The following is a 13556-nucleotide window of genomic DNA, read 5'->3' as shown; positions in this document are numbered from 1 at the left end:
CCTCCCACACTTAAACCGCATTCCAACAGTCGTTATTCGGCGTCGCTGAAGTCGTAGTGCAATTCATTATCCCGGCTGCTGATGCGCACACCCGCCAGCGCCTTGCCCTCAAGCATGCGCGTGAGGAACTCACGGCTCATGTCCGGCAGCAGGCTGTTGGTGAGGATGGTGTCGATCATGCGCCCGCCGCTTTCGGTTTCGGTGCAGCGCGAGACGATCAGGTCGACCACCGCGTCGTCGTAGTCGAAGGCGACCTTGTGCGTATTCTCCACGCGCTTCTTGATGCGGTTGAGTTGCAGGCGGGTGATCGCCTTGAGCATCTCGTCGCTCAGCGGGTAGTAGGGGATCGTCACCAGGCGGCCGAGCAAGGCAGGCGGGAAGATCTCCAGCAATGGCTGACGCAGGGCCTTGGCGATTTCTTCTGGCTCGGGGATGTTCGCCGGGTCTTTGCAGACGCGGGAAATCAGCTCTGTACCGGCGTTGGTGGTCAGCAGGATCAGGGTGTTCTTGAAGTCGATCACCCGGCCTTCGCCGTCTTCCATCACGCCTTTGTCGAACACCTGGAAGAAAATTTCATGCACGTCCGGGTGGGCTTTTTCCACCTCGTCCAGCAGGACCACGCTGTAGGGTTTACGCCGCACTGCTTCGGTCAGCACGCCGCCTTCGCCGTAGCCGATATAGCCCGGTGGCGCGCCCTTGAGGGTCGACACCGTGTGAGCTTCCTGGAACTCGCTCATGTTGATGGTGATCACGTTCTGCTCACCGCCGTACATGGCCTCGGCCAAGGCCAGGGCGGTTTCGGTCTTGCCCACGCCGGAGGTGCCGGCGAGCATGAACACGCCAATTGGCTTGCTCGGGTTATCGAGGCCGGCTCGGGAGGTCTGGATGCGCTTGGCGATCATCTGCAGGGCGTGGTCCTGGCCGATGATGCGTTTCTTCAGGTGCTGGTCGAGGTTAAGCACCGTCTCCAGTTCATTGCGAGCCATGCGGCCCACCGGGATACCGGTCCAATCAGCGACCACCGAGGCCACGGCCTGGTAATCCACGGTCGGTAGGATCAGCGGAGTTTCGCCTTGCAGCGCGGTCAGTCGCTGTTGCAGATCGACCAGTTTCGCACGCAACTCATCGCTCTCGTTGTTACCCGCATCGCTGTCCACAACCCCGGCCTTTTCACGCAGGGTGGCACGGGTGGCGAGCAATTCATCCACCAGGGTTTTCTCTTCGGCCCAGCGGCTTTCCAGGGTCGCCAGGCGCTCGCGCTCGGCGCTTAACAGGGTTTCGCTGTTGCTCTGGCGCGCACCAATGTCGATGCCGATGGCATGCTCGCGGGCGATGATTTGCAGCTCGGTTTCCAGGGCTTCGATGCGGCGGCGGCTGTCGTCCACTTCGGCCGGTACGGCGTGCAGGCTGATGGCGACGCGGGCGCAGGCGGTGTCCAGCAGGCTTACGGATTTATCGGGCAACTGGCGCGCCGGGATATAGCGGTGAGACAGCTTTACCGAGGCTTCAAGGGCTTCGTCGAGGATCTGCACCTGGTGGTGTTTCTCCATGGTCGATGCCACGCCGCGCATCATCAGCAGAGCTTTGTCTTCCGACGGTTCAGCAACTTGCACGACCTGGAAGCGGCGGGTCAGCGCTGGGTCTTTCTCGATGTGCTTCTTATACTCGGCCCAAGTGGTGGCGGCCACGGTACGCAAGGTGCCACGGGCGAGGGCGGGCTTGAGCAGGTTGGCCGCATCACCCGTCCCGGCGGCGCCACCGGCACCTACCAGGGTATGGGCTTCGTCGATAAACAGAATGATCGGCTTGGGCGAGGCTTGGACGTCTTCGATGACCTGGCGCAGGCGCTGTTCAAACTCGCCTTTCATGCTGGCGCCGGCTTGCAGCAGGCCTACATCGAGGCTGCGCAGTTCCACGTCTTTCAGTGCAGGCGGCACGTCACCGGCGACGATGCGAAGGGCGAAACCTTCGACCACGGCCGTCTTGCCGACGCCGGCTTCACCGGTGAGGATCGGGTTGTTCTGGCGGCGGCGCATGAGGATGTCCACCAGTTGGCGGATCTCTTCGTCACGGCCGACGATAGGGTCGAGCTTGCCGCTGCGAGCCTGTTCGGTCAGGTCGACGGTGAAACGCTTGAGGGCTTCCTGTTTGCCCATCGCACTCGGTGCCATGGCGCCGCTGGCCTCGCCTGGAACACCGGCGTTAAAGCCGTCGCTGGCGCTCAAGGCGTTTTCCGGCGAGTCGCCGACGTATTCGTCAAAGCGTTCGCTCAGGGCTTCGGCCTTGATCTTGTCGAACTCAGACGACAGGCCGAGCAACGCATGGCGCAGGCTTGGGGTCTTGAGGATGCCCAGCACCAGGTAACCGGTGCGCACCTGGCTTTCGCCGAACATCAGGCTGCCGTATACCCAGCCGCGCTCCACGGCTTCTTCCACATGGGACGACAGGTCGGTGATCGACGTCGAGCCACGCGGCAGGCGGTCCAGGGCTTCGGTGAGGTCACGGGCCAGGCGCGCCGGCTCGACGTTGAACTGGCGGATGATGCGGTGCAGGTCCGAGTCCTGCAGTTGCAGCAACTGGTGAAACCAGTGGGCCAGTTCCACATACGGATTGCCCCGCAACTTGCAGAACACGGTGGCGGCTTCGATGGCCTTGTAGGCCACGCTGTTGAGTTTGCCGAACAGTGCGGCGCGACTGATTTCACCCATGCTCTGGATTCCTTGAGGTGGTGGCTTGATCGGCGTAATGCCGGGCCAGGATTAGGTCGTTGGCGTCATGCTCGGGATTGCCGAGCCAGGTGTTAAAGCCCAGGCGGAACTGGCCATTGAGTTGCAGCGCCGGTACTTCGGGTTGTTGCAAAACCAGGTTCAAGTCCCAGTCCAATTCATGGCCCAGGTACTCGGCCACCCACGCCACCAGCTCGTTGAACGGCTGACTGCCGGGCAGCATGCCCATGTAGTCGTCCAGCTTGAGCGGGCCCAGGCGGATACGGAATTTGTGCTGGCGGTCCCACACATGGCTGCCCAGGCAAAAGTCCACACCCAGCCGGTTGGCGCTGACACTCACACGGCTGCGCTCTGGCAGTTCCAGCCATTGGCCGACGTATTCTTCAATCTCCACCGGCAGGCCGAAATACTCGCCGAGGATTGCCTTCAAACCGTCTGGGTAACGGGTTTGCGCTGATAAGTGACCGCTGTAATGCAGCTTCGCCGTGTCGGGAATCAGCCCTTGGTTGAGCAGACTCGGCATGCCTCGACCACTTAAGGCGGCGAGGCGTGCAGACCAGTAGTCATCATCCGGTCGGTCATGGCTGACCGTCGGCCGCGCCTCGGCCCAAGCCCGATAAAACAGGCTTAGCAGGCGGTGGTGGAAGACGTCCAGGAACTGCTTGCTGGTGCTGTCAGCATTGTTGCGCTGGCGCTCGCGTACGTACTCGGTGATGTGCAGCGGCAACGGGCCGTTCGGGCCGCCGAGGCCAAAGAAGAACTGCTCCAGGCGTGCGGGTTTGCCATCGCCGCCGGGGTCGACCGACGCCAGGGTGGCCGGGGCGAACGTGCAATCGGCCTGTTGCCCCAAGCGTAGCGGGTCGTCTGCCAGGCGCAGGGAATGGCCCAGGCGCGGCAGGTCCGGCGATTCGCACTCGATACGCCGCAACGCCTGGAAGAAATCGTATTCCCAGGGCTCCTGATGCATCGCATCCAAAGTACTCACAGGGTCGGACGACGCCCGGGCTTGGCTTTCCATCGCATGATCTCGCCGCGTTCGGTGGTACGGATCACCGTCTCGGTAAAACTGTTGATCGACACGTAGCGTGCCAGGAAGCGTTCCAGCACCGCACCGAGCAGGAACACGCCGGTACCGCGAAACGCGTTTTCATCGAACTCCAATGTGATCTCAAGACCGCGGCCAAATACGATCGGTCCGGGCATCGGCAGGCGCCGGGTGACGGCCTTGCTGCTGACGTCGCGCAGACCTTCGATCTGCAATTGCAGGGCGGCGTCATTGCTGTCGCCATACAGGCGCAGTAATTCGCGCAAGGCACCCGCGCCCTGGCCTTGTTCGCTCAGGGACAAATAGTTGAGCGACAACTGGCTGATCAGGCGCCAGGCCTTGGCGTCATGGGCATGGCTGGCGCGCGGGCGACTTGGGCCGGCGACGCAACGCACGGATAAAACCGGCGCGCTGTCGGAGAGGGTGAAGTCGGTCTTGCCATTGCCCACGCTCATGAACAACGGCAAGTCGCGATTCGTACACAGCGCCGTCACGCCCAGTTGGCGCAGGTCGTGGCCGTAGGGCGCCTGGCGGCTGTCCACCAGGCTGACGAAGGTTTCACTGCCCACGTAGGTAGAGCGTGGGCCATTGCGGCGTTGGTCGCTGGATAGCACGCGCGGCTCGCGACGCACTGTGTAGTACGCCTGGTCGCGGCCATAACGGGATGGATCGCGTACTGCATAGAACGGCAAAAATGGCTGCTCTGGCCCCGTACCGTGGCCGGTGATGCCGCTCAGCGAGTGAATCTCGAAATCCATTGGCCGTGTGCGGTCGGCGATCACGTGGTGCTCGTTGACCCGGTCGGACAAGTGGATGCGGTCCACGCGCTTCGGGAACAGGTTGATCGCCGGGGTGCAGAACGGCAGGAATTGCGCCGCGCCGACGCTGCCTTCCAGGCTCGGTTCGTGACGGTCGAACAGCACGATCAGCTCCAGCTCCTGGCCGTCGCAACGGTTGACCGCGCGGCTCAGTTCGGCGAATTCGACGAACAGGAAACGGTGGGGCAGGGCGAAGTATTCCTGCAACAACCGATAGCCCTGGAATGCGCGCGCAACGACCGGCATAGCCGCGTCGGCATCGTCGAAACCCCGGGAGCGCAGTGCGTCCTGGGGCAACCGCTCAACCCAATCGCCACCGGGCTTGCGCGCAAACACCGCGCAGGCGTTGCCCAGCAGTTGTTCGTAAAGGCGGAACGGCTGCTCGTCGGCGCCGCTGAGGTACAGCGGCAGGTTGTCCAGGTCGAGGCTGTTGAACGGCAATTCGGCGCCGGTGCGTAGGGTCAGGCGCAGGCCGGCCTTGGCTTTCGGCTCACTGGCGGCCAGGCGACCGAGTACGGCGGCGGGGTTGCCGAAGTACTCGGCATTGCTGACCTGCAACGGCCACAACGTCACCGGGTGTGCGGTGCGGTACTCGCAGCAGGTCTGGGTTTCGCGGCCCAGGGCGGCACGCAACACGGTGTCGCGCGGCAGCGGGAAACCGCTGGCCAGGGAGCCTTCGTCGGGGTCGGTCTGCAATTGCACCACGGTCATCGACGGGGTCGGCGCCAGGTAGTGCGGGTAAGCGATTTCCAGCAGGTTGTGGGTGAAGGTCGGGTACTCGGCGTCGAGTTTGAGCTGTACGCGGGCGGTGAGGTAAGCGAAGCCCTCAAGCAAACGTTCGACATACGGGTCGGCGCAGTCCATGCCAGACAACGTCAGCCGACTGGCGATCTTCGGGTATTCCTTGGCGAACTCGGCGGCGCTCTCGCGCACGTGATGCAGTTCTTGGTTGTACAGCTCCAGCAGGCGCGGATTCATGGGCGTCTCCGCTGGTCGGCATTGACCACGCGCACGTGGCCGGATTCAAGGTCGAGGTCGGTTTGCAGCAACAGGCGCAACGGCACTGGCTGCGCCCACAGGTCGCCTTCGATCTCGAAACTCAGGGCGTTGTGATTCATCTCGCCATGGCCGACGCGGGCCTTCACCCGCAGGGTATGGCGAAGGATGCGAGGTTCAAAGGTGGCAATCGCCTGGTAGATCAGGGCTTCCAGAGCCTTGATGTCGACACTGGAAACGCTGTTGCCCGCCAATGCAGGTAGGCCGTAATTGACCACCGAGGTACCGGCCGGGGTGTGCAGCGTGGCGTCGGCATCGAGCAACGACGTGGTATTGAGCAACCACGCAAGGTCGCGCAGCACCGAGGCTTTCAATTGGGTCAGGGACAGCACGCGTTTGTCGGCGCTTTCCTTGGGATTGGTTGGGTCGTCGTCAGTCAGCCGGTCCAGCAAGGACGGTTGCAGACGGTCGCGGGAAGCGATTTCAGTTACCACCAAAGCAGCTCCACGGACGGGTTGTGAGAGGGACGATTGTTCTGAGGGGCAGGGCTAGTGGCCGTGGCATGAGACCACGGCCACCAGGGCTATCAGCGCTTGGTGTTGGAACGGATGTTCCAGCCAAACTTGATTGCACCGCCGTCTTTGGTGCCGTCGGCTTTCTGCGGCTGGTAGTCAACCATCACTTGGGCGAAGTTCAGGGTGACGTTCTCGGTCAGGCGATCATCGGAGCCCGAACCGCCGGTGCTCAGCGACGTGACCAGCACTTCTTCCAGGTTGATCACCATGTACTCGACCTGGCTTTCACCACCGGCCTTGCGCACAGTCAGCTTGACCTTGTCGATGTGCTTGCCGCTGGCGCAGTGCATCATCAGGTTCGGCGAAGCTTTGTCGACGTACTTGGTCAGCGACAGGTCCTGGATATTCACCTTGCCTGCACCACCACCACCGCCCACGTGCATGTTGCCGGACTGGGCCATGCCCCAGCTCCAGTTCAGTACGTCGATTTCGTCCTTGTGGGCCTTGTCCATGGACTCGCCCTTGATGTCGCCGATCTTGATGAAAATATCAACAGCCATGTTTTCTCCCTGTGTGGCGCTTGCCACTGAATTTGAGTAACTCCAAATGGGCAGTGCCTTTGTGTGGGAGGGGGCTTGCCCCCGATGCAGGCACCTCGGTGTGTCAGTCACACCCCAGTGATGCTATCGGGGGCAAGCCCCTCCCACAGAAGAGCCAGCTCATCCGTGGGTTAGGCGCTTTTCGCCGAAGGCAGTTTCGATACCAGGCGCAGCGACACGGTCAGCCCTTCGAGCTGGTAGTGCGGACGCAGGTAGAACTTGGAGTTGTAGTACCCCGGGTTGCCTTCGACGTCTTCCACGATCACTTCGGCGGCAGCCAGTGGGTGCTGGGCCTTGGTGGTTTCGGTGGAGTGCGCCGGGTCACCGTCGACGTAGTTGAGGATCCAGTCCTGCAACCAGCGCTGCATCTCGTCCTTCTCTTTGAAGGAACCGATTTTGTCGCGCACGATGCACTTCAAGTAATGCGCGAAACGGCAGGTGGCGAACAGGTACGGCAGGCGCGCGGCCAGGTTGGCGTTGGCGGTGGCGTCCGGGTCGTCGTATTCGGCCGGTTTCTGCAACGACTGAGCGCCGATGAACGCGGCGAAGTCGGTGTTTTTCTTGTGCAGCAGCGGCATGAAACCGTTCTTCGCCAGCTCCGCTTCACGGCGGTCGCTGATGGCGATTTCGGTCGGGCACTTCATGTCCACACCACCGTCGTCGGTAGGGAACGTGTGGGCCGGCAGGTTTTCCACTTCACCACCGGACTCCACGCCACGGATGCGCGAGCACCAGCCGTAGTGCTTGAACGAACGGTTGATGTTCACCGCCATCGCGTATGCGGCGTTGGCCCAGGTGTACTTGGAGCTGTCGGCGCCGTCGGTATTTTCTTCGAAGGCGAAAGCTTCCACCGGGTCGGTCTTGGCGCCATACGGCAGACGCGCCAGGAAGCGCGGCATGGTCAGGCCGATGTAGCGCGAATCTTCCGATTCACGCAGCGAGCGCCAGCCGGCGTATTCCGGGGTGGTGAAGATCTTGGTCAGGTCGCGCGGGTTCGACAGTTCCTGCCACGAGCCCATGCCCATCACGGTCGGCGAGGCCGCAGCGATGAACGGGGAGTGCATGGCCGCGCAGACTTTCGACAGCTCGCCCAGCAACTCGACGTCCGGAGGCGACTGATCGAAGTAGTAGTCGCCGACCAGGCAACCATACGGTTCGCCGCCGAACTGGCCGTATTCTTCTTCGTACATTTTCTTGAAGATCGGGCTCTGGTCCCACGCGGTGCCCTTGAATTTCTTCAGGGTCTTGTGCAGGTCCGGCTTGGAGATGTTGAGCACGCGGATCTTGAGCTGCTCATCGCTCTCGGTGTTGTTGACCAGGTAGTGCAAGCCACGCCAGGCGCTTTCCAGCTGCTGGAAGTCCTGATGGTGGATGATCTGATTGACCTGGGCGGTGAGCTTGGCGTCGATGGCGGCGATGATCGATTCGATCGACTTGATCGCGTCGTTGGACACCAGGTCTGTTTGCGCCAGAGCCTGTTCGGCCAAGGTGCGCACAGCGGTTTCCACGGCTTCGCGGGCACGCTCGGTCTTGGGTTTGAACTCTTGCAGCAGCAGGTTGGCGAACTCGCTGGCTTCTTCGGTGGCACCCAGGATCTGGCTGCCTTCGCGGGCGGTATTGTCAGTCATGATTATTGGTCCCCTGCAGGCTTAGGCGCGCTGGCAAGTGCCTGAAGCAGTGCCGGGTCCTTGATTGCCTTCATGATGATTTCTTCAGCGCCGGTCTTGCCGTCCATGTAGGTCAGCAGGTTGGCCAGCTGGGTGCGGGCTTCGAGCAACTGGTTCAGCGAGTCGACTTTGCGCGCCACGGCGGCCGGGCTGAAGTCGTCCATGCTTTCGAACGTGATATCCAGGCTCAGGTTGCCTTCGCCGGTCAATTCGTTCGGTACGTGGAACGCTACGCGCGGCTGCATGGCCTTGAGGCGCGAGTCGAAGTTGTCGACGTCCACTTCAAGGAACTTGCGATCAGCCACTGGCGCCAGAGGCTCGGCAGGTTTGCCGGCGAGGTCGGCCATCACACCCATCACGAAGGGCAGCTGGACCTTTTTCTCGGCGCCGTAGAGCTCGACGTCGTACTCGATCTGCACCCGAGGCGCGCGGTTGCGCGCGATGAATTTCTGAGAACTTTGCTTCGCCACGTTGCTGCTCCTGGTCGCTTGAGCGACGGTGTTGTTACTGCGCAGTCGGAAGGCTTACTCGCCGTCCGGCCCACGCAGGTTTTCAAATTGGGACATGCCATCGGGAATCAGATTGCGCACGATCGCGGCAAAGTCGGCATGCACCAGATTCTTCGCTCGGTTCAACAGCACCGGCAGCGGGCTCGAAGGCTCGTGACGGGTGTAGTACGCAAGGATCTTGTCCAGGCTGCGCAGTACATCATCGCGGCTGGCGATATCGCCGGCCGGTCGCGGTGCGGCAGGGGCAGCGGCGTACTCGACCGAGGGGGCATTGTCGTCACTGACGGCCTCGGGTTCGCTGCTGCCTTGGGTGTCTGGAACCGCTTGATTAAGCACTTGCAGCGCCTGCTTGAGCGGTTGTTTCAAGAGGGTCAGGTCCACGCCTTGGGCTGAACCGACCTGGTCGCTGACCTGCTGCTCGATGGCTTCGCAAGCCGCACGCGCGGCGCTCAAGGCGTCGCGGGTGGCTTGCAGGTGTTCGGGGTCGCTGTCGAGGAATGCGGCGTTCAGTTGCTGGGCGCCGAGCTGTTCGTCGGGGAAATTCATCAGGCCGCTGGCATTCAGCGCGGCGCGCAGGCTCACGGGGCCGAAGGTGCGCGAGCGCGTGAGGATGCTTTCGCGCAGCAGGCGAATGGTCGCGTCACTGGTCAGGCCGGACAGGGCGTTGATGCGCACGGTCGGGTCGTTGTCGTCGTCGGCATCCAGGCGCGGGTGCAGGTCGGACCAGTATTCGCGCAACAGGGCGTCGATCAGTTTCAGAACGTCGGCCAGCCCGGCCACACCCTGGAGGGCGAGGGAGCTTTGCAGGAGGAAATGGGTGATGCGCAGGTCTTTGCTGCGCTGCAGCAAGTCGAGGCTCTGCTGCTGGATGCTGCGCCAGTCCGGCGGCTCGGCGGGCAAGATGGAATCACCCATGCTGCGCTCAGGCTGGCCCTTGGCATCACGCTCCAGTTGGAGAAATTGCGCGTCATATTCCATGTCTTCGCCACAAGGCGAAGTCGCGGAAACGGCGGTGAGCAGCAACGGCACATCCACTGAAATTGATCTCCCTATCAGCCCGTTATATGGCGGGCAATTCATGCATTAGTTGCGCGAGGAACTTTGCATGTTTTCTTGGTCATATAAGCACGATGCTACTAATGTGCCATCATTGGTGTTCAAGAAGTTGTGCATTTTTGGTGTAGTAGTTAGGGCTTGTCAAGGTAAGCTATTCGCCCTCTGTGACAGATGTGCGGTGCTTAACAACCTGCGCGACTGGTGGGTCGAACGGCGCACCGGGACAGGATTTTTGTCATAGAGCCCAGTTAAGATCAGCGATCATGCTGGCATCGGCCGGTTGTAGACGGTCGGAGGCACGATCTGATGGGGAACTCGCGGGATTCTCTGTCCCGTGAATCGCTCGCGCGCGAAGTATCAGCAAGGAGGCAAGATGTCGCTGTGTTTGACTATCACTAGTTATCACAAGATTACCCCAGGGCAGTGCGCCGAAAAGTCCATGAATCAGGGCTCGATGGCGATCGGCCGCAGTTCGGATAATGACTGGGTATTGCCTGATCCTGAGCGGCTGGTGTCTTCACAACATTGCGTAATTCAATACAAAGATGGCCGTTATTATTTAACCGATAACAGCACAAACGGTGTGGAGTTGGTTAACGCCGGTGTTCGCATGCGCCGGGGTAATAGCGAGCTGCTGCAAAATGGCGAGCTGATCCGCATCGGCGATTACGAGATTCAAGCGCGTATCGACTTCAACGTTCAGGTCGCCGATAGCCAGCCGTTTGCCGGTGAATCGCCGAACAGCTTTGAAGCACTGATGGGGGCCGTGGTGAACGCTCCGCTGGCGACCCCAGTAATTGCGCCGCAGTTTCAGGGCGCCTCGTCGATGGACACCTTGCCGGACTTGTTCGACTTCCTCAGCCCCACCGCCGTGCCGCCGCCGACCGTGCCGGACCACGTGCCCTGCGAACAACACGACTTCCGTCCGCCGACACCTGTGGCTGTACCGGTGGTCGAAGCGCCCCCAGTGTCGGGCTCGGTGATTCCTGAAGACTGGGACTTGTTCGGCGACGCGCCAGCGCCGTTGGTCAGCGCGCCGCCAGCCCCACCTCCAAGCGCGCCGATCATCCCGCCGCCACCCGTGGTCGAGCCTATGCTCCCCGTGGCCGACAGCCAACAACCCGACCTCTTGCAAGCCTTCCTGCGCGGCGCTGGCCTCGACCAGTTGCGTCTGGACAAAGCCCAAGCAGAAGCCCAGATGGAAAGCATCGGCCGCAGCTACCGGCTGATGGTCGAAGGCTTGATCGACGTGTTGCGCGCACGCGCCAGCCTCAAGGGCGAATTCCGCATGCAGCAGACGATGATCCAGCCTGCTGAAAACAATCCGTTGAAATTTGCCCCGAATGCCGAGGAAGCGTTACTGCTTTTGCTTCGTCATGGAAACCAAGCGTTTATGGCGCCGGACCTTGCCGTGCGGGACAGTTTCGACGACTTGCGTGCCCATCAGTTGGCCGTGATGGCCGGGGTGGAAGCCGCAATCAAACACCTGCTCACGCGCTTCGAACCGGCTCAGCTGGAGGAACGCATGGGCAAGCCCGGCGGGCTATCGAGCATTTTCAACGGCTCGCGCCAGGCCCAGTACTGGCAGCAGTTCACCGAGCTCTACAGCAATATTTCCCGCGAGGCCCAGGAAGACTTCCAGGACCTGTTCGGCCGCGAATTCAGCCGAGCCTACGAAGAACACAGCGCACGACAGCGTCGCTAATCGCCGCGCCGCAGCAATGGATCAACGGATAGCTAAGTACGTCATTGAGGACGCAGGATGATTCCCAGGTTTTTACTCGCAGTCGCCACCGCGCTGCTGCTGACGGCGTGTGCCAATGACGCCGTCAAACCCGAAGCGGCGGCCGAGGAGCAAGCGGATACCGCTGCGGTCGAGTTGCACTTCCACGCGATTTCCGGGCTTAACCCCGGCCCCAACGGCCAGGCCGCGCCGGTTCGGGTGCGCATTTTCGAGCTGAAAAACGCCGCCACCTTCGGCCGCTCCGACTACTTCGCCCTGGCGGACCGCGCCCAATCTACCCTCGGCCTGGACCTGCTGGACCAAGACGAAGTGATGGTCCAGCCCGGCCAACAACTGAGTATCCAGCGAGAACTCGACCCGTCCACGCGCCAGATCGGCTTGCTGGTGGGTTATCGCGAGTTGGACCGCGCGCAATGGCGCACGGTGATCAACGTGCCGGCGCGCCAGTACACCGAATACCAGATCAGCCTCGATGTGCGTGCCGTGCGCGCCGACGTCGTGGTTTCCCCATCCAGCCCTGCCCAATAACAAGCAATCGGAGCCCCCATGTCCTGGAACAATCGCGTGGTCTGGTCGGAAGGCATGTTCATCGGAACGCAGCACTTTCAGCAGCATGACCGTTACCTGGAAAACCTGATCGACGCCCGCAGCCGCCCGTTGGCCGCTGGTGCCTGGGGCTTTTCCGAGTTGCTGATCGACCAGGGCCTGCTGGCCCAGGGCAAGCTGGCCATCGTCTCGGCGCGTGGCCTTTTGCCCGACGGCACGCCGTTCAATATCCCCCAGGACGACCTGGCACCAAGCCCGCTGAACATCGACGACAACCTGCGCGATGGCCTGGTCTACCTGGCCTTGCCGCTCAAACGCGCGGGTGCGCGGGACACGGTTGACGAAGGTGAAGCGCTGGAAGCCGCACGTTACGTGAGCCAGGTGCGCGAAGTACGCGACGACAACGCCCCGTTCGAAAACCGTGCGCCCGTGGCCGTGGGGTCCCGTGCCCTGCGCCTGCTCACTACCCAGGATGGCATCAGCGATTACGCCGCCATCGGCCTGGTGCGTATCAAGGAAAAACGTGCAGACCGCGCCCTGGTGCTCGACGACACCTACATCCCTCCGGTACTGGACGTGGCTGCGAGCAAGCCGCTGACCGCGTTTCGCAGCGAACTGCTGGGCCTGTTGCACCAGCGCGGCGAAGCCCTGGCCGGCCGCGTGGTCGCCTCGGGCGCCGGTGGTGCGTCGGAGATTGCTGACTTCATGCTGCTGCAATTGGTCAACCGCGCCCAACCGCTTATCCAGCATTTCAGCCAGTTGAGCCCACTGCATCCGGAGCGCTTCTTCAGCGAACTGGTGAGCCTGGCCGGTGAGTTCTCGACCTTTTCCACCTCGGGTCGTCGTCCCCAGGAATACCCGCAGTACCAGCACGATGACTTGGCCCTGAGCTACGCCCCGGTGATGGCGGCTCTGCGTGAAGCGCTGTCGATGTTGATCGATAGCAAAGCCACACCGATCCCGATTGTCGAGAAAGCCTACGGCATCCACGTGGCGATGCTCGCCGACAAAACCCTGCTCGACAACGCCAGTTTCATCCTGGTGGTGCGTGCCGATGTGCCTGGCGAAACCCTGCGCGGCCGCTTCGGCCAGCAGAGCAAGGTCGGCGCGGTGGAGCACATTCGCGACATGGTCAACCTGCAACTGCCGGGCATTGGCCTGGTGCCGTTGCCGGTGGCGCCGCGCCAACTGCCGTACCACGCGGGCAGCACTTATTACGAGCTGGATCGGGGCAGTGAGCATTGGCAGCAACTAAGCAACTCCGGCGGCTTTGCCTTCCATATCGCCGGGCAGTTCCCGGGCTTGAACTTGGCCTTCTGGGCGATCCGAGGATAA

General features: G+C 62.0%; 11 protein-coding genes. 3 read left to right on the top strand and 8 right to left on the bottom strand.

The annotated features are described in order from the left end of the window. Nucleotides 1-32: 32 nt before the first annotated feature. From tssH to tssA, 8 genes are all read right to left on the bottom strand, one after another. Nucleotides 33-2708, bottom strand: a complete 2676-nt coding sequence (gene tssH, locus BW43_RS24740; RefSeq protein WP_032884440.1) for a type VI secretion system ATPase TssH — start codon at nt 2706-2708, stop codon at nt 33-35. After that, nucleotides 2701-3744, bottom strand: coding sequence for a type VI secretion system baseplate subunit TssG (gene tssG, locus BW43_RS24745; RefSeq protein WP_032884439.1), 1044 nt, complete (start codon nt 3742-3744; stop codon nt 2701-2703). The genes tssH and tssG overlap by 8 nt, the downstream gene beginning before the upstream one ends. Continuing rightward, nucleotides 3708-5567: a type VI secretion system baseplate subunit TssF gene (tssF, locus tag BW43_RS24750; protein WP_032884438.1), complete on the bottom strand. Its 1860-nt coding sequence runs from the start codon at nt 5565-5567 to the stop codon at nt 3708-3710. The genes tssG and tssF overlap by 37 nt, the downstream gene beginning before the upstream one ends. Then, nucleotides 5564-6079, bottom strand: a complete 516-nt coding sequence (gene tssE, locus BW43_RS24755) for a type VI secretion system baseplate subunit TssE (protein ID WP_005792513.1) — start codon at nt 6077-6079, stop codon at nt 5564-5566. The genes tssF and tssE overlap by 4 nt, the downstream gene beginning before the upstream one ends. 92 nt (nt 6080-6171) lie before the next feature. Then, complete coding sequence (locus tag BW43_RS24760) at nt 6172-6660, bottom strand: type VI secretion system tube protein Hcp (RefSeq protein WP_017735732.1); 489 nt, start codon at nt 6658-6660, stop codon at nt 6172-6174. A gap of 170 nt (nt 6661-6830) precedes the next feature. Then, on the bottom strand, nt 6831-8327 hold the full coding sequence (gene tssC / locus BW43_RS24765) for a type VI secretion system contractile sheath large subunit (protein WP_032884437.1): 1497 nt from the start codon (nt 8325-8327) through the stop codon (nt 6831-6833). A gap of 2 nt (nt 8328-8329) precedes the next feature. Next, entirely contained in the window at nt 8330-8836 is a 507-nt protein-coding gene (gene tssB / locus BW43_RS24770; RefSeq protein WP_010207547.1) for a type VI secretion system contractile sheath small subunit, read from the bottom strand. A 54-nt stretch (nt 8837-8890) separates the two neighbouring features. Next, nucleotides 8891-9910 (bottom strand): type VI secretion system protein TssA, encoded by a 1020-nt coding sequence (tssA, locus tag BW43_RS24775; protein WP_032884436.1) that lies wholly within the window; start codon nt 9908-9910, stop codon nt 8891-8893. Nucleotides 9911-10304: 394 nt separating this feature from the next. Between tssA and tagH the strand changes: the two genes are divergently transcribed. Genes tagH through tssK form a run of 3 tightly spaced genes read left to right on the top strand, consistent with a single transcriptional unit; the run spans nt 10305 to nt 13556 of the window. After that, nucleotides 10305-11636: a type VI secretion system-associated FHA domain protein TagH gene (gene tagH, locus BW43_RS24780; protein WP_032884435.1), complete on the top strand. Its 1332-nt coding sequence runs from the start codon at nt 10305-10307 to the stop codon at nt 11634-11636. 57 nt (nt 11637-11693) lie between these two features. Further along, nucleotides 11694-12203, top strand: a complete 510-nt coding sequence (tssJ, locus tag BW43_RS24785; RefSeq protein WP_032884434.1) for a type VI secretion system lipoprotein TssJ — start codon at nt 11694-11696, stop codon at nt 12201-12203. Between the two features lie 18 nt (nt 12204-12221). Further along, entirely contained in the window at nt 12222-13556 is a 1335-nt protein-coding gene (tssK, locus tag BW43_RS24790) for a type VI secretion system baseplate subunit TssK (protein WP_032884433.1), read from the top strand.

Origin of the sequence: Pseudomonas sp. RIT357, from assembly GCF_000632245.1 — a bacterium.
GTDB lineage: Bacteria > Pseudomonadota > Gammaproteobacteria > Pseudomonadales > Pseudomonadaceae > Aquipseudomonas > Aquipseudomonas sivasensis.
This window is presented reverse-complemented; position numbering and strand designations above follow the sequence as displayed.